This is a genomic window from Bacillus sp. T17B1 (genome assembly GCF_026796395.1).
GTDB classification, from domain to species: Bacteria; Bacillota; Bacilli; order Bacillales; family Bacillaceae; genus Bacillus; species Bacillus spizizenii_A.
On sequence record NZ_JALAYA010000021.1, the window covers coordinates 52,209 to 76,451 of the forward strand.

The following is a 24,243-nucleotide window of genomic DNA, read 5'->3' on the forward strand; positions in this document are numbered from 1 at the left end:
TTTTCTGGTAAGCAAAAAAAGCCTGACTCAGCAGACTTTATGTATGGCATGATGAAAGGATACGATCGAAGCAGCCATTCTCCCTAATATCGTTATTTCGATTTACGAAAAATCATGTATTAGGAACCCCTTGTTTGACCGATGATGCGCTCCGAACACTTACTCTCTGTTGCTTATCCCCTCTATATAACGGCATGATATGCGACCGTATCCTATTGAAATCTCGTAAGTGTAGGCGCTTTCAATGCCATTATCTCAGTTTTTCTTGGTGATGACAAGGGTTTTTTTAACTAAAAAAAGTATCCAAATGATGTATACTAAGGTAGGATTTATTGTTAATTTTTGGAACTAACTGCTCGATAAAGAACATACATTCCCATATAATATATTTAATAACGAAAAAGCGGTGATCAGATGGCTGTTTTAAGTCCGAGCATGAAAATGAACATGTAAGAAGACTTGCGAGCGAAGGAAGCAGACCCCGCCTGCATGGGGAAAATCGATACCCGCTTTGAATTTGGACCCTTCCCCCGTTCTGCCGATCCTTGAGAAGCTGATGCAGGACGAGTCCTTGTATGTAAGGAAAAGCGTGGCCAATAACCTTAATGATATTTCAAAAACGCACCCTCATTTGCTGAGAAAAGCCGCAGGCCATTGGTATGGAACACACCCTGATACCGATTGGATCATCAAACACGCCTATCGAACCTTATTAAAAAAGGGTGATAAACAGGCCTTAGCACTTTTTGGATATGAAAATACTGATTCAATACAATTACATAATTTATCATGTCAATCCAGCCGTATAGCCATTGGCAAAAGCCTTGAATTTTCTTTCTCCATTCATTCAGTCATGGATCAAAAAGTAAGAATTGAGTACGCTATTGATTTTGTAAAAGCAAGGGGTCAGCGTCATCAAAAAGTGTTTAAAATTACAGAAACAAATATAAGAAAAAACGAAACGAAGTCGTACACAAAAATTCAATCCTTTAGGGATCTAACTACCAGAAAACATTACAAAGGAATTCATACATTATTAGTGATTATAAATGGAGAGGTAAAAGATTCATTCGATTTCCAAGTTACTGAATAAAAAAGTCCCTTCTTTTTCAAGAAGGGATTTTGCTGATTAACCTTCGACACTGCCGTAAAGCTCTTCTAAAGGCTTCATAATGATTTTGTTCAATTCGCCGATCAGCATGCTCATGCGCTGCTCCGCTTCCATCAGCTGAGAAATTTTTTCGTGCTGCTGTACAAGCGCAACTGTTTTTTGAGCCTGAGTCACTTCTTCTTGTGTAATTTCTTCTCCTGCCATTTGTTTTTGCTGGAGTTTAAGCTGCACATCGCGGAAGTTTTCGAACATGCGCTTCGCTGATTCATCTGCGTTTACTTCATCATAAAGATTTTTTAGACGGGTGAACTCTTCGCTCCCGCGTAATGCATTTTCCAGGTCATATGCTACATCATAAAAATTAACAGCCATTGTGAATAGCTCCTTTCATCATTGCCGTTTAGACATACCACTCCACTATAACAGACTATGGAGCTCCTTTCATTATTCAAGAACCATTTCTTCTTAAAAAAGGGTGACAAATAACGCTTGAACTGCACCTATGATTCCGCCGAGAAGGCCTCCCAAATAGGTAATCATTTTAAATTCTTTTTTCGAAATGGACAGCACCATTTCTTCAAGCCGCTGCACCGGGAACTGATCCACCTGCTCCTTGACGATTTCCTCAAGGCGCATCCGTTTTAAAACACTTTCAAGATTAGCCGAAACCCCTTCAAGCAATTTGTCTAACAGTGCCGGCAGCATTTGCTCGGTCAGCTCAGATTCATAGCGGACGGTAAGCGTGCCAATCGTATTAATGAAAAATGGAGCAGTCGAAAATGTTTGCAGCACTCTTCGTTTCAGGCTGAAAATGAGCGCTTTTGCATTCCATTTTTCGTCTGCTTCATAAAACGTATACTCCCTCAGCTTGCCCCATTCGTTCTTCAAAAGATCAGAAAGCAGTTTATTGGTTTCCTCATTCCGCAAAAACTTCAGCAGCTCCGGCAGCACGCGGTCCGCTAGGCTTGAATTCCCCAGAAACATTTGTACCATGCTTCCAAGCATGCCGCGTTCTTTTAAAAAGCCATCAATCATATTGCCGAGACGGATTTTTCCTTCATCACTTTCAAAATAACTTGCACTGCGTGACAATATATATCCTGAAATCATCGGAATCTTTTCCTCAAGCTTTTCCTGCACTTCCATAGGAACGAGGTCTTTTAACGATTGGTGCTCGTATTGGCGGAAAAGCTCATTCAGCTTATCATCCGTCCAGCGGCTGATCCATGCGTCTGCCGCTTCATCAGGACGCTTCACCCCGGCTTTTTCAAGCGCTTCTTTCACTGTCATTTCAGAAAGTGACAGCTTTTGAATCAGCTGTTCCCCGACCTGAAGAGCCTGCGTTTTGGCTGCATCAGAAACAAGCCGCTTTTTAATGCCCTCAGGGGTTAAGAGATGATTGACTACCATCAGTCCCATTTGTTTTGCAAGTTCATCCCGTCGTCTCGGAATCAGCCCGGGGGTAAAAGGGACTCGTTTTCCAAACAAATAGTACGCCTTATAGGGTCTAAATAGCATTTGAATTGCTAAATGATTGGTCACCGCGCCAATAGCAGCGCCGATCACAGTCATAAAAATAAAGGTTCCTGCAATACCCATTCCTATTCATCTTCCTCCATCTGTCATTCAGCTTTTTTCATATAGATGATGTACCTATTCGTATTATAGAGGCTCATGCAATCACTTAGCAAATGAGGAGACAAATTCCTGTTGTCAGAAAATCAGCTTGTTCTTTTGGAATAGGGCAAGGTGAAGAATCGTAATCTGTAAAGTAGAATACCGTCAGCTGCGTTCATCCTGAATGTATTTAGCGTAAAGCTGCCGACACCCGCCGGCAGCTTTTGAATAAAAGGGGGAGTCTCACCATGATAACACTCGGTTTTATGTCCTTATCCCGCCAGCATGAGGCAGACTATTCTGCAGAGTTGGCCAAGAGAGCACCCGAATTTGGCATACGCTTCATCCGGTTTACACCGTTTGATATTTCTCCTGACAACTTGCGCGTCAAAGCATCGGTTTATCATTCGGCCAGCAATACATGGAACGAAACCGAAATGGCGATTCCAGATTATATTTATGACCGCTGTTTTTACGGCAAGGATTCACAATCCCAAAAAGCTAAACCTATCGTAGAGTGGCTCAAAAAATATCCAAAAACGGAATTTATCGGGCGCGGCCTTCCCGATAAGTGGACCATCCTTCATGATCTTCAGCAGCATGCTGTGATCAATCCTTATATTCCGGAAACGATAAAGGTAAGCCGTTACGAACAAATTCACTCCTTCTTATCCAAAGAAAAAGCCTGCATCTTAAAACCGGCATTCGGCGCAGGAGGCAGAGGCGTGATTCTCTTGGAGCTGGGCAAGAAAAACATAACCGCTACGTATCACATTGGAAAAGATAAGCAGACAAAAACCTTTTCCAACCAGGCTTCTTTTAAAACATGGTGCAAAAAAGTGCTTCAGCATCAATATTTGCTTCAGCCTTATTTAGATATTCAAGATAAGGAACAATATCCATGTGATATCCGTCTGTTCATGGAAAAAAACGAAGCAGGTGAATGGAATACAGTCGGAAAGGCAGTGAGACGCGGATATAAACACGGGCTGCTGGCCAACTTGTCTGTCGGATCTGATGCGCTGACATTTGATTCTTGGTTTGAAGATATACCGAAAAAACAGCAAGTGGTCTTACTCGATGACGTGTTCTCGATTACACAATCGGTTCCGTATTATCTTGACGAGCGCTACGGGCCGCTGTTTGAACTCGGGCTTGATATCTGCCTTGCGAAGGACGGAAGAATTTGGATTTTGGATATCAATTCCAAACCGGGCAGAAAGTCAATCCTGCGTGTTTCTCCCGAACAAAAAGAAAACCTGTACACTTGTCCCCTTAAGCGCTGCCAATATCTGTTTTCTGAGCAAAGCCAGAAAGGAGTCCTTCCGCGTGAATCGTAAACAGTTTTTGATCGGCATAGACAAAAACAGTGAAAACACCCTGTTTCTGCCCTCTTCGCTGAAACGAGACGGACTTTTGCATGCCGCGTTCGGGACGAAGGTTGTCAGATGCCACGTTTCTTACAAACAGCATCTGGAACAAACCGTGCTTCTCTCTGAAAATCTATTTTATGAGCTTTTGCTTCCCCACCGAAGCAGGGCTGACATTTTAATTCATGATCATACGGTGCATATCGGGCCTTTAATCGGCATCTTTACAGCGGGGTTTTCCGTATCTCTTGAACGACCTTTTAAGGATCGTTCCCTCTTTTTTTCTAAGCTCGTCACGTTACACGAGCAAGCCGGAGGCTACTGCTACGTTTTTGGCGCGCACCAAATCAATTGGGATGAAGGCACGATTGAGGGGCTCCTCTATAGAGAAAACGGTTGGGAGAAAACAATCGTCCCGCTACCGAACGTCGTTTATGACCGTTTGCCAAACCGAAAAATTGAAGATTCGCTTCTCTTGCAACATACAAAAAAGAGACTAATCGACGAATATCAAATCCCATGGTTTAATAAAACGTTTTTTAATAAATGGAGCGTTCATCAACTGCTCGAACAAGATCCGAGAACAGCCCCTTTTTTGCCGAAATCCGAGCTGACACCATCTGAGAAGCGGATTGATGAGCTCTGTGCCGCATACAAAAAAGTTTATATCAAACCGGCTAACGGAGCACTCGGCACCAGCATTTATCAGCTGACAAAAACAGACAACGGCCTGACGGTGAAACATACGAATGACGCCAAAACGTTTTCTTCAATCGATTATCCCGATGCCGCAGCATTCCTGGCAGCATTTCAAACACAGCACAATCCGTCTGACTTTCTCATTCAGCAAGGTGTCGATCTAATCGAATTCCAGGGCAAACCAGCGGATTTCCGTGTCCATACGAATAAAAACAGAAAAGGGAAATGGACGGTGACAGCAATAGCCGTCAAGATTTCCGGAGAAAATAGCATTACAACACATCTTTCTAATGGCGGAATCGTAAAAACACTTGCAGAAGTATACGCTGACCCCGCTGAAAGAATTGAGGTCATAAAAAAGCTTTCTGCTGCGGCACTGACCGCTAGTCATGTGCTTCATGATCATATCGAGGGGTTTATCGGTGAGATCGGCTTCGATTTTGGCATTGATCAGAACGGCAAGGTATGGATGTTTGAAGCAAATTCACGTCCGGGCCGCAGTATCTTTTCTCATCCGAATTTGCATCATGTTGATTCTCTGACAAAACGAAGAAGCTTTGAATACGCGTCATATCTATCCGAGAAGGCGATCACCTCCCATGATGCGCTGTGGCCTTCGTAACCTGCCCCGCTTCTTTTGATAAAGCGGGCTTTTTTTGTCAAAAGCTAGGACAAACTGCAACACAAAGTCTCTTCAATGATGTTTTGAAACAGTGGTACAATGAACATAATTCGTTCGTATTCAGGTCAATTGATACCAATTTTAAGGAGCGTGGCCGTCATGATTTCTCATTTCAGCTGGAAACCTTTGTTCCAAAAAGAAAAGCTGCCCGGATGGAGAATTTCGTTTTATTATAAAGGAACCCATTATGAAGGCATCTATCATAAAAGCGGTGAGATTGAATGGGGAGATTTGTTTCCCGCCCGCGCTGACGAACCTGCTCTGACAAACGAGATACATGAACTGATGCTTTTTCATATTTATGACTAGCTTAGCCTGAACGGTTAAGCTTTTTTTATGCCTTCTCAAGATTTACCACTCAATTCTCCGCATGAGTTTCCGGCCATTTTAACATAATACTAGTAACAAGCCGGCAAGCATTGGGTTACGCCGAGCGGCAGTGACACCCGAGACGGGTCCACAGACTGGTGCAACTCCAGTTAACCCAACCATACTAAACAAAAAGGAGATTTTACACATGGCTAACCAAAACTCTTCAAACCAATTAGTAGTTCCTGGCGCAGCTCAGGCTATCGATCAAATGAAACTTGAGATCGCTTCTGAATTCGGCGTTAACCTTGGAGCGGATACTACTTCCCGCGCTAACGGTTCTGTCGGAGGAGAAATCACAAAACGTTTAGTATCTTTTGCTCAGCAGCAAATGGGCGGCAGAGTTCAATAACAATTCAATATATGGCTTTAGAGGGCGCGGTTTCCCGCGCTCTCTTTATATTTGTCACCCTTTTTTCCTGATCCACATATCCTAGAAAAAAAAGGAGGGAATAAAGGTGGCATTCATCGCCTATGTGAATTGGGAGCTGGTTCAGTTCGTAAGTATATCCATGATTCATGAATATGTTTCCCATCGTTCTGTCTATTTTTCCAGGTATTCTTTCCCGCGCTGTTCAAACTGAGAACATCCATTTATAATGAGGGGCGAGGAGGTTATTTGATGAAAATCGCTTTATTTGGTGCCAGCGGCCGCGTCGGACAAGCCTTTTTAACTCAAGCTTCCGCAGATGAACAGTTTGACATTTACGCTCTGGTCAGATCTCAACATGCTGAAGTTCCCCTTCCAAAAGACCGAATCATCATAGGGAACGCGCGCCGCCGGGAAGATGTAAAAAAAGTTGTGAAGGATGCTGAAATCGTGATCAGCTGTCTCGGCACAGATGGTGATGATACCCTATCCGAAGCTATGGCAAATATACTCGCCATTATGAGAGAACAGCATATCAAACGGCTGATCACGATTGGTACCGCAGGCATTCTTGATTCCCGATATGAACCTGGAAAATACCGGTTTGAAACAAATGAATCGAAACGAAAGCTAACTCGCGCAGCCAAGGAGCATGCAAAAGTATACGAAATGCTAAAAGATTCTTCGTTAGACTGGACAATGATCTGTCCCACTTACCTCCCGGACGGAACAGCAACTGGCGTCTATCGTACAGAGCGTGACGTTTTGCCGGAGGGCGGCACAAGTATTACGGTCGGCGATACTGCTGATTTTCTACATCGTGAGCTTGTTACAGGAGAGTATATCGGATACCGTGCCGGACTGGCTTATTAACTACATAAAAAACCCAAAACACGATTGTTTTGGGTTTTTGAGTGTTATGCAATGGTATGTTTCTGGCCCTTTTGCAGCTTATACATTTGATAATATTGCCCTTTGATTGCCATCAATTCCTCATGGTTTCCTCTCTCAACAATTTCTCCTTTATCGAGGACCAAAATCTGATCCGCGTTTCTGATTGTTGAAAGCCGGTGAGCGATGACGAAGGTGGTGCGGCCTTGTTTAACGACGTCGAGCGCCTTCTGGATGACGGCTTCTGTCTCTGTATCAATGTGCGCTGTTGCTTCATCTAAAATCAAAATGGCAGGATCAAACGCCAAAGCTCTTGCGAAAGAAATTAACTGCCGCTCTCCAGAGGATAGTGTGCCCCCTTTTTCAATCACGGGTTCATTAATGCCTTTTGAAAGCTTTTTCAGAAGCGGCTCGGCACCAACTTGCCGCAGTGCTTTCTTGATATCTTCTTCGGTCATTCTTTCGTCATCCAGACTTACGTTAGATCCGATCGTGCCTGAGAATAAGTACGGGTCCTGAAGCACAATGCCCATATGGGATCTGAGTTTCTGTCTTGACATGTTGTAAATGCTTTTCCCATCAATCAGTACATCCCCTTTTTGCGCATCATAAAAACGAAACAGGAGATTTAAAATCGAGCTTTTGCCTGATCCGGTATGGCCGACGAGCGCTATAGTTTCGCCTTTTTGCGCGGTAAAGGAAATATGTTTTAATACCTCTTCACCATCTTGATAAGCAAATGACACATCACGAAATTCAACACGCCCCAACGCGCGCTCCTTCGCCGGATCACCCGCTTCTTCCGTATTCTTCTCTTCAAGAAGTTCGAAAACACGCCCGGCAGAAACCCGTGCAAGCTCCAGCTTTGAAAACTGATTGACAATGCCTGTGATCGGTTGGAATAACCGGTTCAAATAATCGACAAACGCATACAGCACACCGACAGAAACAACCCCGGCCGCATTCAGGCTTGCACCGCCAAAATGCCAAATCAAACTGACAAACGCCAGGTTCCGGATCACATTGACAAGATTATGGGACATTAAGGAGTTTAGATTCAGCATCCTGTTTTGAAAATAAAAATGAGATTCATTTAATTCCTCAAATTCTCTCATTGTTTCCTTTTGATGACGGAAAGCCTGAATAATTGTCATGCCTTGAATGGACTCATTCATTTTTGCGTTAATGTCACTGTTGATCGACCGGATTTTTTGATTGTAATAAGAAGCGTATTTCCGGTATATGACCGACCACAGCCAGATAATCGGCACAATTGCCAGGCACACAAACGCGAGCTTAACATCCAGCAAAAACAAAGCCGTGAATATGCCGAGCATATAGATTCCGCTTGTCACAAATGTAGACAGCACTGTGACATATAAATCCCTGATGGCCTCCGTATCATTGGTAATCCGCGCAACCACTTTGCCGGCCGGAAGGTTGTCAAAATAGCGAATCGGCATTTTCTGTATGTGTGAAAACACGTCCTGCCTCATCTTTTGAATAATCCGATTGGCGCTCATCTGCAGCAAATAATGCTGTCCATATTGAAAGAAAACCGAAAACACAAGCAAGCCCCCATACAGGCAGATTAAAAACACCATTCCCTTTATTTCGGGCTGATAGAACCGGAAAAGATCCTCTTTTGTCAGCTTTTCGGCCGCATATATCCGGCTCTTGTCTCCATTTGTGATTGTCAGCTTACCGTCAGAAACCGTTCTGTTCCCGTCAAAGCTGACAGCCTGATCAACAAAATAGAACGCCATTCCTACTTGATAAATATGCGCTTCTTTGTCTTGAGAAACAGGTCCCTGGATACGGTCTTCTCTGACATAAGAAGTGCCATGAAACCGAACGGCATTTTTATCTTTTTCCGAGGCTTCATACCATGTTTTTTCAATACCGAGGATATGGTCGTCAATCATTTTTTTGCCGATAAACGGCCCAGTCAGTTCTGCCCCGACGGCGACCGCAAGCAATAGGACGGCAGTGATCAGCAATTTCCGATAGAGGAGTGCGTATCTCCATAACGTTTTTCCTGTTTTCATGCCCCTGCTCCCCCTTCTTCCGCAGTGAACAGCTGCTGTCTTTCATATTGTTCCCGGTACCACCCATTATTGGCCATTAGTTCTTGATGCGTGCCTCTCTCAGAAATCACGCCGCCGTCCATCACAAGGATCAGGTCAGCATGCTCTACCGCAGATAAACGGTGTGTCAAAATAAATGTTGTTTTTCCTTTGCGGTTTTCTCTGATATTCCTGATAATCGCAGCCTCTGTTTTGGCATCTACGGCAGAAAGCGAATCATCCAGGATCAAAATCTCCGGATTCGCCATAAGTGCTCTCGCAATCGAAATTCTTTGCTTTTGCCCGCCGGACAGCGCTACCCCTTTTTCACCAACCATCGTCTCCAAACCGGATGGAAGCATGTGTAGATCTTTTTCAAAATGTGCTTCGGCAATGGCTTGGTTAACCTCTTCATCACTTGCATCTTGTTTTCCATATAAAATATTTTCTTTTACTGTCCGTGAAAACAGCAAATGATCCTGAGGCACATATCCGATCCACCCGCGGAGCCGGTCAAGAGGGATCTGCTGAATCGGCACACCAGAGAATGTAATGCTCCCTTCACCGGCAGGGTACTGGCGCAAAAGCTGCTTAATAACCGTCGTTTTTCCGCTCCCGGTTTTACCGGCAATCCCGACAGTCTGCCCTTTTCGTACCGTAAACGAAATATCTTGAATATTGCCGCTTGTTGAGCTTGGATATGTAAAGCTGACATGGCTGAAAACAATATCTCCAGGCTCTTTCAGTTCAACAGGCTGCTTCGGGTCCATCACGTCCGGTTGATAAGAAAGAGTATCATTTACCCGGTCTAATGACGCATTGCCACGCTGCATCACATTAATGAGTTCACCGATTGCAAACATCGGCCAAATCATCATGCCGAGATAAACATTAAAGGAAACAAGCTCGCCAAGCGTCAGCTCGTTCCGGAACACAAGAAACGCTCCGTAGCCGAGCCCAATCAGATAGCTGGCACCGACAAGCAGCTTAACCGTCGGCTCAAACAGTGAATCAATAAAAGCCACTTTCATATTTTTCTGATAAACATCTGCGGTCATTTCTGTAAACTGGCGGACATCATTTCTTTCCTGTACATACGCGCGAATCACCCGCACGCCCGAAACGGATTCAAGCACCCTGTCATTTAGCGCCCCAAACGCATTCTGGGCCTCCGTAAACCTTTCATGGATTTTGCTTCCGTATAGACTGATTGCAATCGCCATAATAGGAAGCGGGATAATGGCGGCCAAGGTCAGCTTCCAGCTGATCAGAAATCCCATCGTCAAAAAGATCGTCATCATGAACATCGTAGAATCGACTAATGTCAAGATGCCAAACCCCGTCGTTAAACTGACCGCCTGAAGATCATTCGTCCCCCGTGCCATCAAATCGCCTGTCCGGTTTTTTTCATAAAAAGGCGGCGACATGGACAGAAGATGCCCCATTAGCTTCGTTCGGAGAATTTTCTCCATCACATTCGCTCCGCCGAACAGCTGGTACATCCAAAAATAAGACATGATATAGACGACCGCCGACAGCACAAAAAAGATACCGATATAAAACAGCAGCCCCTCCGCAGTAAACGCCCCTGATTTCATATCATCTATGGCGTTCCCCAAGAGCTTAGGCGGAAACATTTCAATGACATTGACTCCCAATAAAAGCACAATTGCAATCGTATAGCGCAGCCAGTACGCTTTAAAAAACCAGCCTAGCTTTTTCAATACTGAAAACATCGATCACCATCTCCTTTATCTCATCAGCCGCCTTCTATTTTTTCCTTACTGCTTTTTTCGTTTAATTTGACATGAGCCGCACTCGCCACTGTATTTGCCTTCACATCCCATACACCTGTCTTTCCTTAGATTTTGTATATAAAAAAGGCATGAAGCGTCAGCTCCATGCCTTTTTCACCAATATCATATGCACAGCGCTCTTCAGCGCGCAGCTAGACTTAAAAATACCGTTCAATCATACAGAACATAGGGTTTGCCGCGCCAATATGAAACTGTCTTGTAAACACGCAAATTCCTTGGCATAGCAAACCCTCCTTCCATTCTGATTTCATCTTTTTTTCATCATATAAACAAAACCTTTTTTTGTCAATCGTTACTTGAATAGGAAAAGATTAATTGTACCCGAATCCGGGTATTTGTATTGTAAGACGTTTTTGAAAGGGTGAGAATGATGTTTCATGCTGGCCGTATCATCGTTGCGTTTGACGGAAGTGAAAATAGTAAGAAAGCGCTGCAGACAGCCATCGATCTTGCTAAAACCGTAAATGCTGCCATTACCGTCGCCCATTCACATGATATGAAAGACAATCAGACCATCATCGACCCGCCAAAGCCCGCAGCAGGGGCAAGCTACATTGGCGGAGGCATGACAAGTGTTCCTGATCCGCTAATATCAGATGTTGCACCACCTGAGCCAATGATCTATGAAGACCGTACGGAGGAAGTCATCGCCGAAGCCAGAATGATGCTGAATGACCAGCAGACAGATGGACATATTGATATATTAGAAGGCGATCCGGCTGAATCAATTATCGAGTATGCAAACCGCATTTCTGCCGATATGATCGTAACCGGAAGCAGAGACCAAAACAGGCTGAAAAAGCTCATATTCGGAAGTGTAAGTGAAAAGCTATCAGCGAAATCGGATATACCCGTCCTGATTGTAAAGTGAGCATGCCCTGTGCTCACTTTTTTTAAATTCATAATTGTTAAAAAACATAGATTTTCGTTTTTTTCTGTTATAATGCTTTCGTGCCCAAAAGCACAAAAGCATTAAAGATAAATATGGGGTGTTATTTTGGATTCTCAAAAAAAGCTGACGTTTCCGTTAGCCGTCAGTTTATTTATATTTATGTTAGGAATCATTATTTCTTGCTTATTCTTGCTTCATACAGAACCGCATATCCCACTGTTTCTATGTGTTATCATGCTTTCAGCTGCCGGTTTATGGGCCGGTTTTTCCTGGAATTCCTTAGAAAAAGGGATTACAGATGGGATCAAGAATGGTGTACAGCCAATTATCGTTTTGGCGCTGATCGGCATCTTAATCGGCGCTTGGATGTACAGTGGCGCAATACCGTCCGTGACGGTTTATGTCCTGTCCTTTATTGAACCCAGCCATCTTCTTTTGACTGCTTTGTTTTCCTGCATGATCATCAGCACGCTTGTCGGCTCAAGCCTGACAACTGTGAGCACGATTGGGGTCGCGCTGATCGGCGTGGCGAGCGCGGCCGGCGTTCCGCTTGAATGGACGGCAGGCGCGGTCATTTGCGGCGCATGCTTTGGTGATAAAATGTCACCCATGTCGGACACAACCAATTTTGCCGCCGGCATAGGCGAAATACCAATCTTTGAACACATTCGCCATTTGATGGGCACTACTATCCCGGCTTTGCTCATCACCGTCGTGCTGTTTTACTTTCTCGGATTATCTGTGTCAGCGGACAGTGCTTCAACCGATGATATTCAACATGTCATAACCGGAATCAAGGATGCCGCAAACGTAACGCCGTGGGCGCTTCTTTCACCGGTCTTAGTCGTTTTGCTGGCGGTTAAGCGTGTGCCCGTGATTCCCGTGCTGACTGCCGGAATTATTTCCTCGGGAATTTTGACTACTATTTTTGTCTCTGACAGCAGCCTGCAGGGGTTTATGACAGCTTTGCAAAATGGCACGACGTTCGAAACTGACAATGAGGCCGCCGCTCAAATTATCAACAGAGGCGGACTTCAATCCATGATGGGCTCAGTCTCGCTCATTATGATTGCTTTTGCACTCGGCGGGCTGATGGAGAAAATCGGATTGATTTCCGCGCTATTGGAGGGTGTCATGAAAGGCATCCGCTCAAAAGGACAGCTGATTGCGGCAACTGTCTGCTCAAGCATCGGCATCAATTTGGCAACCGGCGAACAGTATCTCTCAATATTAATACCGGGACAATCATTTAAAGCCTTATACGACAAACAAAACATCGAGCGAAAATTTCTTTCCAGATCCTTAGAGGACGGCGGGACATTAATGAATCCGTTGATCCCTTGGGGAGTATGCGGTGCTTTTATGGCGAGCGCACTTGGTGTTCCCGTCATCGACTATATCCCTTTTACGTTCTTCCTCTATATATCGCCGATGATCTCAATTTTGGTTGGATTTATTAAAAAATAAAAGAGCTCCGCTTGCAAAGCGGGCTCTTTCTTATGTTTCATTATGAAATGCTTGCTGCCTGGTGAATGCTTTCTTGAAAAGCAGCCTGAAGCTGTTTTGTCACCGGTCCGGGCTCACCGCTTCCGACCGTTTCTCCATCTAGCGTCACGACTGGAATAATCTCTGCTGTCGTTGACGAAATAAAGATCTCTTCCGCCTGTCTCAGTTCTTCCTCACTGACAGGCTTCTCTTCAAGCTGGATCCCGTTCCTTTTCATAAGCCCTAAAATAGTCATCCGCGTAATTCCGTTGAGGATGAGCCGATTAGCCGGATGCGTTCGCACCTTCCCATTGATAACAGCATAAACGTTAGAGGATGTACCTTCCGTAACAGTGCCGTCTCTTAGTAAAATAGTTTCAAATGCTCCTGCTTCATAGGCTTTTTGCTTGGTCATAACATTATACAGTAAATTCAGACTTTTGATGTCACATCTCAGCCAGCGAAGATCCTCATCTGTAATGGCTGCCACTCCGTATGCCTGCTCTTGCTCCGGTTTTTTCACATTAAATGTGTAAGCAGTAGTCTGCGGCTTAAGTCCAGCTTCATACTGGTGTTTTCGCGGCGCCACACCTCTTGTTGTCTGAATGTATACCGCTCCCTCACTGACCGCATTCTCCTGTACAAGCTTTTGCAGGTCCCACTCTAAATCTTCTATACTGAACGGCAGTGAGATTCCAATTTCAGCCGCGCTTCTGAAAAAACGCTCTGCATGCTCGCGCAAGCCGAACAATACCCCTTTGTACACTCTGATAACCTCATAGATACCGTCACCAAACTGATAACCGCGATCTTCCAAATCAACCGAAGCTTCACTGCGTTCGATCAGCTGGCCGTTGACTAAAACCTTCATAATAGCCCTCCCTTTCGAGATTTCCCTCATGGTTTCTCTTGCTGTCATTGTCACTTATTCTATCATATTGGACTAGCTGAAAAACAGAAAGATCCAAGAGATCTATAGCGGGAAGGAGTTTATTTTTTCCTTAAAATCTGACATTTCGACACACTTTCTATGTTCTTTCCAGTTTTATTCCTGTATACTTGACTGGTGATACATAGGTTGTAAACATATGGCATCTTCATAAGCTGCCTGCTGTACAGCGGTATGTAGAGATTTTATGCCAATGGAGAGATTGTTATGCGACAAACAAGAGGAGACGCTTCTCCTTCTGCAGTTTCGCTTGCTTTTAAATTTGCAAGTTTAGCAGTTTTATGTGTGCTGCTTTTGCTTATGGTGATTCTAGGGTATTCCAACAGCTCATCGAAAGCAAAGGAAGTCACTGTTACCACAAACGGCCAGCTTCGCAATGAAAAGGAAAGCCTGAAGCTGAAAAACGACTCCCCCGATCTGCTGATTAAACATCTGCAGACAAAACAGAACATGGGAGATAAGACGGTTTACTTAACCTTCGATGATGGCCCGTCAGCCTATACAAACCGCTTGCTCGACGTACTAAAAAGCGCTGATGTAAAAGCGACATTTTTTATGCTGTCACCGCGGATGAACGAATTCAAACAAGCGGTGAAAAGGGCACAAAAGGAAGGCCATACACTCGGTTTACACGGCGTCACCCATAATAACAAATTGTTCTATCAAACACCGACATCTCCGTTAAAAGAAATGCAGGAGGCGCGTGATACGCTGCAAGACATTACAGGATATAAAACCGATCTTGTCAGAACGCCATACGGGAGCAAGCCGTCACTGACCGCCTCACAAATCCGCAATCTTGAGAAAGAAGGTTTTGTGTACTGGGATTGGACAATTGACAGCATGGACTGGAAATACCGGAATTCAACATATGTGGCGGCGGTGTTGCAGCAGCTTGAGAATATGGAACACAGCCATTCAAGCAGGCCGTATGTCATTCTCATGCATGATCTTCCCGCTACCGTAAACGCGCTCCCGGCATTAATCAATAAACTAAAAGAAAAAGGCTATTCCTTCGGAGTGTTAGAGGACACCATGGTTCCTGTTCATGAATAAAAAAGTGAGGCGCACGCATATGGGCGGCCTCACTTTTTTATGCCCAAACTTCGGGCAAACTTTCCAATTTTTTGATGGATGACCATGTCAAACAAGCTGTCGCAATACGTTGGCTCGAGGTTAATGATGACTTTCTTCATGCCGGGAATCCGGCTTGCGTCCTCAGGCACAAATCTTGCCGGCGCAACTTCGAGAGACGTGCCGATAACCAATAAAAGATCTGCTTGATCCAACTTTTCATAAAGGGTGTCAAAGTGCAAGACGGCATCGCCAAAAAGAACAACATCGGTTTTTAATACCGCTTTGCAACTGTTACCATCTTGCCCGGGCGCCGTGCACTCCGGCACCTCCCGCTCCAGCAAATGAGGGAGCTCATATCGGGCGCCGCATGCCGGGCAAGCAGCTGTCTGGATAGAGCCATGCAGTTCGTACACATGTCTGCTTCCGGCTTTTTTATGAAGACCGTCAATGTTTTGCGTAAAGATATCGACCTGCTTTCCTTGCTTCTCCAGCTCAGCTAAAAGCAAGTGCCCTTCATTCGGTTCAAAGCTGCCGCTCATTTTCATCTGGAACATTTTTTTGAATTTAGGCCAAAATAGACGCGGATGGCTTAAAAAGTAATCAAGGCTCATCGCTTCCATTCTTGAGGCATCCTCTGTCCAAATGCCCCCGGCTGAACGAAAGTCGGGAATCCCTGATTCTGTGCTTATCCCCGCCCCGGTCAGCACGACAATTCGCTGCGATTCATTTAGAATATTTTTGAATGCTTCCAACTCAACACCGCCTTTTTTCTCTTATTTTACCACGAAAAAGACTCCGCCTCTGTCAGACGAAGTCCTTCCCTTTTTAAGCCCGTTCCCTTTCCTCTTTATTCAGATTGACTTGGAACGGATCGTTTTGGTGCTTTTGCTTTACATAAACCATTTGGCCGGGGTATGCAAACTCAACACCTTCTGCGGCGAGGATTTCAATAATTTTATAGTTGATATCCTCTCTAACATCAAGGTTTTCAGCCCAAACCGTTGTTTTTGTATAGAAGTTGAAAAATAGATTGTAGTAGCTGTCGGCAAACGTATCAAAGTTGACCATGATCGTTTCATTATCAACGCCCTCATGTTCCAAGAGCATGGTTCTGAGAGAACGAATAGAGCGTTCAAGGTTCTCAATCGGCGTTGCGTAGGATACATGGATGGAAAACGTGATCTGGCGTTTGGTCATTCTCGTCCAGTTCGTGATCGCTTCCATCGACAGCGTAGAGTTCGGCACCGTTACAAGCGCTCCCTGTGCTGTTCTGAATCTCGTGCTCCTGAAGGTAATATCTTCCACCGATCCGGTTACTGTCGACGTCTCCACCCAGTCACCGATTGTAAACGGCTTTTCAGTGATAATGATGATTCCGCCAAAGAAGTTGCTGATGGTATCCTTCGCTGCTAGAGCAAAAGCCAATCCGCCAAGCCCAAGGCCCGCCACAAACCCATTGACGTCATAATTGAATTCCTGTGCGATCACGCTCACACTGAGCGCTATAATGACAAAACGGAGCAGCTTAGACAAAAACGGCGCCAGAATATCATCCATATCCAGCTCGAAGCGCTGATTCACTTTATGAAAAATAAAAGATGATGTAGCGGTCAAATTACAAAGCCCCCAGCACAACAGCGCCACAATCAGCGAGCGGTATATTTTGCTGATCAGCAGCATCTGTGCATCTAAAAACGGTGAATAACGGATCGCTAAAAACAGCCCTAAGGCAACAAAAAACCATCTGGCAGGCTTATCGAATGCCACAACCACCTGTTTAAAAACTTCGGTTTTCGGTTTGTTTGTCATATTAAAAAGCAAATTAAAGAAATATCTTGTAAACAGTTTTCTCAGTATAAGAAACACCAGCAAAATCGCCAAGCTGATGCCGATTTGTATGATTTTATCAAGCGTGACATATTGCTGCAGATAATCTGGCATGACAGTCTCTCCTTCTATTTAAATCAAATGTTTATTATACTAAAAGATTCGTAAAGATGCGCTTCTAAATGTCTTTTTCCAGCACAAAACCCCGGCGGAGCGCCGGGGTCATTTCTCAATTCATCTATCAGCCAGATTCAATAGGGACAGTCACTTACTTTTTTTCGTTTGTGTCTGATCAAGGAGAGTTGCTTTTTGCATTTCAGCATCCGTTTCGGCTTTAATTCTTTCCTCCACTCTGATTCTCCCTTTTCCCATGATCTCGCCTCCTTTTTTGCTATTATAAAGTAACAGAATGTTTTGTGAACATGTCGAAAGGCCTAATTTCCTGGCGAAATATGTTCTGATACGCTGAATGTCTTTTTTTAGTTATACGCAGTCCTCAGCCCGTACCATTCCGATATGACAGAAAAAATTCACCAGTTTGTATCGCCGCGCATATATGGATTTGATACAATAACAGAAATGCCCATACGAGGAGCTGACTTAGCTTGTACACCATTGCCCATCGCGGAGCATCAGGTTACGCTCCGGAAAATACATTTGCCGCATTTGACCTTGCGGCGGAAATGAATGCAGATATGATCGAACTGGATGTCCAGCTTACAAAAGACAGGCAGATTGTTGTAATACACGATGACAGGGTTGACCGAACAACAAACGGCTCGGGTTTTGTTAAGGATTTTACATTGGAGGAATTGCAGAAGCTCGATGCAGGAAGCTGGTACGGCCCCGCTTTTCAAGGAGAGCGTATTCCAACCTTGGAAGCGGTGCTCAAGCGCTATCATAAAAGAATCGGTCTTTTAATTGAATTAAAAGGCCATCCATCTCAAGTCGGTATTGAAGAAGAAGCGGGACAGCTGTTAGGGAAATTTTCTTTTTCTATTAATAATATTGTCCAATCCTTTCGATTCCGCTCCGTCCAGAGGTTCCGCGAGCTTTATCCATCGATTCCGACAGCAGTCATTACAAGGCCCAATTTTGGCATGCTGTCTAGAAATCAGCTGAAGGCCTGCCAATCTATCGCAAACTATGTCAATATCAAATACATACGACTCAACCGGCTGATGATCGCTTCCGCGCATAAAAACGGCTTAAAAGTATTTGCATGGACTGTCAAGAATCAAAGGACAGCAGCAAAATTACAAGCCATGGGCGTGGACGGCATCGTAACAGACTACCCGGATTTCATCATAAAGGATGGAAAACATGAAAATATATAGCGCAGTTTTTATCGGAGGCGCGCTTGGCGCCTGCCTCCGATACGAATTAAGTATGTGGATACACACCGATCAATTCCCGGCAGCAACCTGGCTGGAAAACGCGGCAGGCAGCCTTTTATTAGGCATTCTGACCGGCTTTTTTATGACCAGGGCAAAACGGCCTTTGCTGTCGGCTTTTTTAGGCACCGGCTTTTGCGGAGGCTTTACGACAATGTCTACGTTTTCTAAAGAAACGGTGATGCTATTGCAAGCACAATCCTCACTGGCTGTTTTGTATATGGCAGTTTCACTGATATCGGGAATCGTTCTTGCGCTGATTGGCGTTCTGGCGGGACGGCGCATAGCAGGCATTCAGTTAAGAAAGGGGCTGCAGGAAAGATGACACTAGCTGGTATCTTCATAGCCGGCGGTCTTGGCGCGATGCTGCGCTTCTGGGTCGGCAATGTCATAACATCCAAAGCCAAAGGTCTCAGCCTTCCCATCAGCATAGTAACAATTAATATTCTCGGAGCTCTCGGGCTTGGACTATTGACTGGGCTTCATATTACAAATGCATCTGCCTCCCTCATCATCGGCACGGGTTTTTTTGGCGCCTTTACGACTTTTTCCACTTTCAGTGTTGAAAGTGTTCAGCTCCTGCTGTCCAAACGCGTAATGGAAAGCATTTTGTACATCGCCCTGACGCTTTGCGGGTCGCTTTTGGCATTTTGGTGCGGCTGGACAATTACAACGTAAAAAAACCTTGAGCTTATTTCTCGCTCAAGGTTGCACTGTTCATCATCACAGGCTCGGGCATTGGCAGCGTGTGATGTGCTGTCATCCCGGTTGTGTTGCCAACTTCTTCTTTTATATCGATTTGTTTGATTAATCGGCCGTCCATCTTCAGTACCTTTATCGTATATGAACCGATACGGATGGACTCACCAGCCTCAATATCGATATTTTCTTTTAGTATCAGTCCGCCAATCGTATCGACGTCCTCTTCAATAGACGCGCCAAGAAGGCTGTTCACCTGATCGATCCGAACCTTTCCATCCATCACATAATGGCGGTCGCCAAGCTTTTGGATCAGCGGCTGTTCATCTTCGTCAAATTCATCTCTGATCTCGCCGACAATTTCCTCAAGAATATCCTCTGTCGTCACAAGTCCCGAGGTTCCTCCGTATTCATCAGACAATATGGCCATATGAATACGTTCACGCTGCATTTTAATCAGCAAGTCATGAACCGGGATGGTTTCAATCACTTCGATTACGGGCCGTACATACGGATGGATCGTCATCTTCATTCGTTCCTCTTCTGTCATAAACAGCAAATCGGAAAACAAATGCTTCGTATTAACCAAACCGATGACACTGTCTTTGTCCCCGTCTGTGACAGGCCAGCGCGTGTATTTTTCCTTCAGCATGACTTCAAGCATCTCGGCCATTGTCATCTCTGTTGACACAGCGGCCATTTCCTTCCGCGGTATCATAATTTCTCTGGCGATCCGATTATCAAATTCGAAAATTTTATTCACATATTTATATTCAGACGGATTAATCTCTCCGTTTTTTAAACTCTCAGATAACAGCATTCTGAGTTCTTCCTCAGAATGGGACCCGTCATGTTCTGACGCAGGCTTTAAACCGAACATGCCGCATAAAAGCCGCGCCGATCCATTGAGGATCCAAATAAACGGAAACAGGAGCAAATAGAATAAACGCAATGGACCCGCTATCAGCAAGGTCAGCTGCTCTGCCTTTTGAATCGCGACCGTTTTCGGGGCCAGTTCGCCCACAACAACGTGCAGGAACGTGATCAAGGCGTACGCGACCGCAAATGAGATCGCATGAGAAACCGATTCCGGCAGATCGAGCGGTTCAAACAATGGATGCAGCAGCCGTTCAAATGCCGGCTCCCCCAGCACGCCGAGTCCGATTGATGTCAATGTAATGCCCAGCTGGGATGCGGATAAATATTCATCCAAATCTGTAATGACACGCTTTGCGAGTATCGCCCGTTTGTTTCCTTCCGTTATAAGCTGATCAATTCTGGATCTCCTTACTCTAACAATCGCAAACTCGCTCGCAACGAAAAACGCGGTTAAAGCAATGAGCACGCCAATTAAAATCAGACTGTCAATATCGTCCATTTAACCTTATCCCCCTCGTGGAAAGGATAAGGAGTCACCTCCTGATATAATCATTTTTCCTTAACATTGAGGTACGCGGTGTATTGTTGCCTAAGCAGAGGGCCCCATCATACCACCTCCAAGTCAAAGTTTGATTATAATTTGTATATTTTATTGTAACACAACTCATTCCAAAAATGATTTTTAATTTTTAGACATTTGCCAGTTGCCTGTTTGAATTGGAAGAGGGAGGATTTTGAGAATATAAAAAAGATAACAGCATGTAAAGCCGTTTTCTTTTTCTTTACTTTCCTAAGCAAAATCTCTATATAAGGATATGAAAATATCCCGTGAGTTTTTAATCTGCTCGATCGGCACACTGAAGGATAAACGGAAGTGCCCTTTCATTCCAAAACCGCTGCTCGGCACGATTAATAGTTTGTATTTTTGGGCGGCATGCACGCAAAATGCGGCTTCATCTTCAATTGGCGATTTCGGAAAAACGAAGAAGCCGCCCTTCGGCATTTCAAATTCAAAACCGGCTTCCTTTAAAATGTCGACCATTAAATCCCTGCGCTCTTTATAAGCGCTCGCGTCTACTCTTAAATCTTCCATTCTTGCCACAGCCCGCTGCGCCATGACAGGGGCATTCACATATCCAAGCGTTCGATTACAGTACACAAAAGCGTTGATCAATAGGCCTGCATCCGGCATCTTGCTATCCAATCCGATATACCCGAGCCGCTCTCCGGCTATGCCGAGATCCTTACTGAATGAGCTCGCCAAAATCACACGATGATATGATTGAAACGGATTTGCCAGCTCTTCATCATAAATGAATTGACTGTACGGTTCATCAAACAGCACATAAATTGTCTGGCCGTTCTTCTCTTCTATTTCTTTTAATAAAGCGCCTAAATCATCTATATTTTTCTGGCTGAGAACGGTACCTGTCGGGTTATGAGGTGTATTGAGAATCAGCCCTTTCGTCTTTGGCGTGATCGATTGCCTTACCACATCAATATCAATTTCGAACCGGGAGGTCAACGGGCAGCTGACAGCCTTTGCTCCGTAGTTCTCAATATACAATTTATACTCGGCAAAATAAGGTGCGAGAATAATGACCTCTTCTCCCGGGTTTACGATACTTTTTAACGCGACATTTAATGCGCCGCCTGCGCCCACCGTCATGACGACGCGTTCTGCCGAGAACTTTGATTCAAAACGGGACGCCAGAAATTGGGCAACTTTTTCTCGCGCTGCCGCAAGCCCTTGGTTTTGTATGTATCCGTGATTGCCTTTTTCAGCTTCCTCTATTAACGCTCTCTTAAAAGCTTCTGGCGGTTCAACAATCGGATTGCCGAGTGAAAAATCAAATACCTGATCATCCCCGAACTCTTTCTTCAGCCTTGCGCCTTCATCAAACAGCTTACGAATCCATGAGCCTTTATTTAAGTTTTCTTCAATTTCCCGGGATAATCCAGCCAATTTCATCTGTCCCTTCCGTCTATAAAAGTTTGAAAATTCTATCTTTATATGTTACTTCAATCAGTTGATGAATTCCACACTTCCGGTTCACGCCTGAAAAAAACAATAAACTTGTGCAATACACCGTTCATATATTAAACTATTCTCATAACTATAACGTGATGGTTGGGAGGGATATAGATGGGGCTGAGACTTATCGTATCAGTGAACTAGCGGCACTTGCCGGAGTAACGAAACGAACAGTTGATTATTATACGAATATTGGTCTGCTTACGCCGGCCAGATCCTGTTCAAATTACCGTTACTACGACGAAAATGCACTCAAACGGCTTATATTTATTGTAGATTGTAAGAAGCAGCGATTGGCCCTGTCCGATATTAAAGATCGACTGGAGAACCAGTTTCCCTCTTCAGCTAAACTTGATGATGAAATTGGAAATCTGGCATTAGAAATTGATCATATGAATCAAAACATCTCCGGCATCTTGCATCGGTTTGAACGGCTGAAGCCTGAGGATCGTGACAAGCTGAAAAGCAAGCTCCCTCCCGAAAAGCTCGCCGTGCTCCAATCATTTATGCTGCTGTTAAGTTAAAACCATTTTATCTAACAGGAGGTGTTACCTTCATTCTCAATGCTAGAGTGAAGGTTCTAATTGGACATAGTGAATTTGATTTTAGTTGCTGTTTTAATCGCCCTGACGGCATTTTTCGTTGCATCTGAGTTTGCCATTATCAGAATCAGAGGCTCACGGATTGATCAGCTGATCGCGGAAGGAAATAAAGCAGCAATAGCCGCAAAAAAAGTGACCACGCATCTTGATGAATATTTATCTGCGTGTCAACTCGGAATTACATTGACTTCCATCGGATTAGGGGTTTTAGGTGAATCAACGATTGAAAGGCTGCTTCACCCGCTTTTCGTACAATTGAACGTTCCTGGTTCCCTTTCACATGTCATATCGTTTATTTTTGCGTATGCCATTATCACGTTCCTGCACGTTGTTGTCGGAGAACTTGCACCTAAAACAGTCGCTATCCAAAAGGCGGAAGCAGTGTCTATGCTGTTTGCGAAACCGCTGATTTGGTTTTACCGCATTATGTTCCCGTTCATTTGGCTTTTGAACAATTCCGCACGGTTATTGACAAAAGCATTTGGCCTGGAGACCGTTTCAGAAAACGAACTCGCTCACTCTGAAGAAGAGCTGCGAATCATTCTGTCTGAAAGCTATAAAAGCGGTGAAATTAACCAGTCAGAGTTTAAATATGTGAATAAAATCTTTGAATTTGACGACAGGCTCGCGAAAGAAATTATGATTCCGCGGACCGAAATTGTCAGCCTTCCACATGATATCAAGATTTCTGAAATGATGGACATCATTCAGATTGAAAAATATACCCGTTACCCTGTAGAAGAGGGCGATAAGGATAACATTATCGGGGTTATTAATATTAAAGAAGTGCTGACCGCCTGCATCAGCGGCGAGGTATCTGTTGATTCCACCATTTCTCAATTCGTCAACCCGATCATTCACGTCATTGAATCTGCGCCGATCCAAGATCTGCTTGTCAAAATGCAAAAAGACAGGGTTCACATGGCTATCCTGTCTGATGAATACGGCGGGACTGCCGGGCTCGTGACGGTTGAAGACATTATCGAAGAAATCGTTGGCGAAATCCGCGATGAATTTGATATTGATGAAATTAACGAGATCCGCAAAATCGGTGAAGGCCATTATATTCTTGACGGAAAAGTGTTGATCGACCAAGTAAACGACCTGCTCGGCATCCAGTTAGAGAACGAAGAAGTCGATACAATCGGCGGCTGGTTCCTTACCCAAAAATACGATGTTGAAAAAGGTGACTCGATCATCGAAGAAGGCTGCGAATTTATCATCAACGAAATTGACGGTCACCATGTCGCTTATATTGAAGTCAAAAAACTTGCGGCAGAAGAGCTTATCGAAGCTGGAGAATCGAAAGAAGCATAATGTGAAAAGACACCTTTTATTAAGGTGTCTTTTTTATTATGTTTTGTTTTAACCTCCCCAATCTGCTCCTATGAAAACTGTTGCTAATAAAACGC

24 protein-coding genes and 1 pseudogene are annotated in these 24,243 nt (G+C 44.4%); 15 read left to right on the forward strand and 10 right to left on the reverse strand.

Translation table 11 applies throughout. From position 1 onward, the window contains the following. Positions 1 to 428: 428 nt before the first annotated feature. Positions 429 to 1,093: pseudogene (locus MOF34_RS11810) on the forward strand (hypothetical protein); the annotation flags it as partial. Between the two features lie 36 nt (positions 1,094 to 1,129). Here the strand turns inward: MOF34_RS11810 and MOF34_RS11815 are convergent. Beyond that, complete coding sequence (locus tag MOF34_RS11815; protein WP_019713812.1) at positions 1,130 to 1,483, reverse strand: YlbF family regulator; 354 nt, start codon at positions 1,481 to 1,483, stop codon at positions 1,130 to 1,132. A 93-nt stretch (positions 1,484 to 1,576) separates the two neighbouring features. Next, positions 1,577 to 2,710, reverse strand: coding sequence for a DUF445 domain-containing protein (locus MOF34_RS11820; protein ID WP_268400262.1), 1,134 nt, complete (start codon positions 2,708 to 2,710; stop codon positions 1,577 to 1,579). Positions 2,711 to 2,976: 266 nt separating this feature from the next. On the opposite strand from MOF34_RS11820, the gene spaC reads away from it, so the two are divergent. From spaC to MOF34_RS11850, 6 genes are all read left to right on the forward strand, one after another. After that, positions 2,977 to 4,068: a spore coat associated protein SpaC gene (gene spaC / locus MOF34_RS11825; protein ID WP_268400263.1), complete on the forward strand. Its 1,092-nt coding sequence runs from the start codon at positions 2,977 to 2,979 to the stop codon at positions 4,066 to 4,068. After that, positions 4,058 to 5,419: a YheC/YheD family protein gene (locus tag MOF34_RS11830; protein WP_268400264.1), complete on the forward strand. Its 1,362-nt coding sequence runs from the start codon at positions 4,058 to 4,060 to the stop codon at positions 5,417 to 5,419. The genes spaC and MOF34_RS11830 overlap by 11 nt, the downstream gene beginning before the upstream one ends. Positions 5,420 to 5,569: 150 nt before the next feature. After that, the gene (locus MOF34_RS11835) at positions 5,570 to 5,788 is read left to right on the forward strand and encodes a YheE family protein (RefSeq protein WP_072566014.1); all 219 of its coding nucleotides are present in this window, start codon (positions 5,570 to 5,572) and stop codon (positions 5,786 to 5,788) included. A gap of 208 nt (positions 5,789 to 5,996) precedes the next feature. Next, entirely contained in the window at positions 5,997 to 6,200 is a 204-nt protein-coding gene (gene sspB / locus MOF34_RS11840) for a beta type acid-soluble spore protein SspB (protein ID WP_019713808.1), read from the forward strand. Between the two features lie 106 nt (positions 6,201 to 6,306). Beyond that, the gene (locus MOF34_RS11845) at positions 6,307 to 6,432 is read left to right on the forward strand and encodes a hypothetical protein (RefSeq protein ID WP_268400266.1); all 126 of its coding nucleotides are present in this window, start codon (positions 6,307 to 6,309) and stop codon (positions 6,430 to 6,432) included. A 38-nt stretch (positions 6,433 to 6,470) separates the two neighbouring features. Continuing rightward, entirely contained in the window at positions 6,471 to 7,091 is a 621-nt protein-coding gene (locus MOF34_RS11850) for an SDR family oxidoreductase (protein ID WP_268400267.1), read from the forward strand. A 44-nt stretch (positions 7,092 to 7,135) separates the two neighbouring features. Here the strand turns inward: MOF34_RS11850 and bmrD are convergent, their stop codons facing one another. Both bmrD and bmrC read right to left on the reverse strand, forming a co-directional pair. Then, complete coding sequence (gene bmrD / locus MOF34_RS11855; protein WP_268400268.1) at positions 7,136 to 9,157, reverse strand: multidrug resistance ABC transporter ATP-binding protein/permease BmrD; 2,022 nt, start codon at positions 9,155 to 9,157, stop codon at positions 7,136 to 7,138. Continuing rightward, positions 9,154 to 10,911, reverse strand: coding sequence for a multidrug ABC transporter ATP-binding protein BmrC (bmrC, locus tag MOF34_RS11860; RefSeq protein WP_268400269.1), 1,758 nt, complete (start codon positions 10,909 to 10,911; stop codon positions 9,154 to 9,156). Before bmrC ends, bmrD begins: the two co-directional genes overlap by 4 nt. Positions 10,912 to 11,362: 451 nt before the next feature. Here bmrC and MOF34_RS11865 point away from each other — a divergent pair, with 451 nt between their 5' ends. Both MOF34_RS11865 and nhaC read left to right on the forward strand, forming a co-directional pair. Continuing rightward, positions 11,363 to 11,863, forward strand: a complete 501-nt coding sequence (locus MOF34_RS11865; protein WP_019713804.1) for a universal stress protein — start codon at positions 11,363 to 11,365, stop codon at positions 11,861 to 11,863. Positions 11,864 to 11,989: 126 nt separating this feature from the next. Then, the gene (gene nhaC, locus MOF34_RS11870) at positions 11,990 to 13,351 is read left to right on the forward strand and encodes a Na+/H+ antiporter NhaC (RefSeq protein WP_268400270.1); all 1,362 of its coding nucleotides are present in this window, start codon (positions 11,990 to 11,992) and stop codon (positions 13,349 to 13,351) included. 40 nt (positions 13,352 to 13,391) lie between these two features. Here nhaC and dat read toward each other — a convergent pair whose 3' ends face one another. Next, positions 13,392 to 14,240 carry a D-amino-acid transaminase gene (gene dat, locus MOF34_RS11875; RefSeq protein ID WP_268400271.1) on the reverse strand — a complete coding sequence of 283 codons (849 nt, stop codon included), beginning with the start codon at positions 14,238 to 14,240 and terminating at the stop codon, positions 13,392 to 13,394. Positions 14,241 to 14,525: 285 nt separating this feature from the next. Between dat and MOF34_RS11880 the strand changes: the two genes are divergently transcribed. Then, the gene (locus MOF34_RS11880) at positions 14,526 to 15,374 is read left to right on the forward strand and encodes a polysaccharide deacetylase family protein (RefSeq protein WP_268400272.1); all 849 of its coding nucleotides are present in this window, start codon (positions 14,526 to 14,528) and stop codon (positions 15,372 to 15,374) included. A 29-nt stretch (positions 15,375 to 15,403) separates the two neighbouring features. Here the strand turns inward: MOF34_RS11880 and MOF34_RS11885 are convergent, their stop codons facing one another. The 3 genes from MOF34_RS11885 to MOF34_RS11895 form a co-directional block, all read right to left on the reverse strand. After that, complete coding sequence (locus MOF34_RS11885; protein WP_268400273.1) at positions 15,404 to 16,147, reverse strand: NAD-dependent protein deacylase; 744 nt, start codon at positions 16,145 to 16,147, stop codon at positions 15,404 to 15,406. Positions 16,148 to 16,220: 73 nt separating this feature from the next. Next, positions 16,221 to 17,336: a small-conductance mechanosensitive channel protein MscY gene (mscY, locus tag MOF34_RS11890; protein ID WP_268400274.1), complete on the reverse strand. Its 1,116-nt coding sequence runs from the start codon at positions 17,334 to 17,336 to the stop codon at positions 16,221 to 16,223. 150 nt (positions 17,337 to 17,486) lie between these two features. Further along, complete coding sequence (locus MOF34_RS11895; protein WP_003224203.1) at positions 17,487 to 17,594, reverse strand: YhdX family protein; 108 nt, start codon at positions 17,592 to 17,594, stop codon at positions 17,487 to 17,489. 233 nt (positions 17,595 to 17,827) lie between these two features. On the opposite strand from MOF34_RS11895, the gene MOF34_RS11900 reads away from it, so the two are divergent. The 3 genes from MOF34_RS11900 to crcB are packed head-to-tail and all read left to right on the forward strand — an operon-like array spanning position 17,828 to position 19,294. Next, positions 17,828 to 18,559, forward strand: a complete 732-nt coding sequence (locus tag MOF34_RS11900; protein WP_268400275.1) for a glycerophosphodiester phosphodiesterase family protein — start codon at positions 17,828 to 17,830, stop codon at positions 18,557 to 18,559. Next, a complete protein-coding gene (locus MOF34_RS11905) occupies positions 18,546 to 18,941 on the forward strand; it encodes a fluoride efflux transporter FluC (protein WP_268400276.1) in 396 nt (131 codons plus the stop codon). Before MOF34_RS11900 ends, MOF34_RS11905 begins: the two co-directional genes overlap by 14 nt. Next, positions 18,938 to 19,294 carry a fluoride efflux transporter CrcB gene (crcB, locus tag MOF34_RS11910; protein ID WP_019713795.1) on the forward strand — a complete coding sequence of 119 codons (357 nt, stop codon included), beginning with the start codon at positions 18,938 to 18,940 and terminating at the stop codon, positions 19,292 to 19,294. Before MOF34_RS11905 ends, crcB begins: the two co-directional genes overlap by 4 nt. A 13-nt stretch (positions 19,295 to 19,307) precedes the next feature. On the opposite strand, the gene MOF34_RS11915 is transcribed toward crcB, so the two are convergent. Then, complete coding sequence (locus tag MOF34_RS11915; RefSeq protein ID WP_268400277.1) at positions 19,308 to 20,693, reverse strand: hemolysin family protein; 1,386 nt, start codon at positions 20,691 to 20,693, stop codon at positions 19,308 to 19,310. A 291-nt stretch (positions 20,694 to 20,984) separates the two neighbouring features. Beyond that, complete coding sequence (locus MOF34_RS11920) at positions 20,985 to 22,166, reverse strand: pyridoxal phosphate-dependent aminotransferase (protein WP_268400278.1); 1,182 nt, start codon at positions 22,164 to 22,166, stop codon at positions 20,985 to 20,987. A gap of 155 nt (positions 22,167 to 22,321) precedes the next feature. On the opposite strand from MOF34_RS11920, the gene cueR reads away from it, so the two are divergent. Then, entirely contained in the window at positions 22,322 to 22,753 is a 432-nt protein-coding gene (gene cueR / locus MOF34_RS11925; protein ID WP_268400284.1) for a Cu(I)-responsive transcriptional regulator, read from the forward strand. A 60-nt stretch (positions 22,754 to 22,813) separates the two neighbouring features. After that, complete coding sequence (locus MOF34_RS11930) at positions 22,814 to 24,148, forward strand: hemolysin family protein (protein ID WP_268400279.1); 1,335 nt, start codon at positions 22,814 to 22,816, stop codon at positions 24,146 to 24,148. Positions 24,149 to 24,243: the final 95 nt, after the last annotated feature.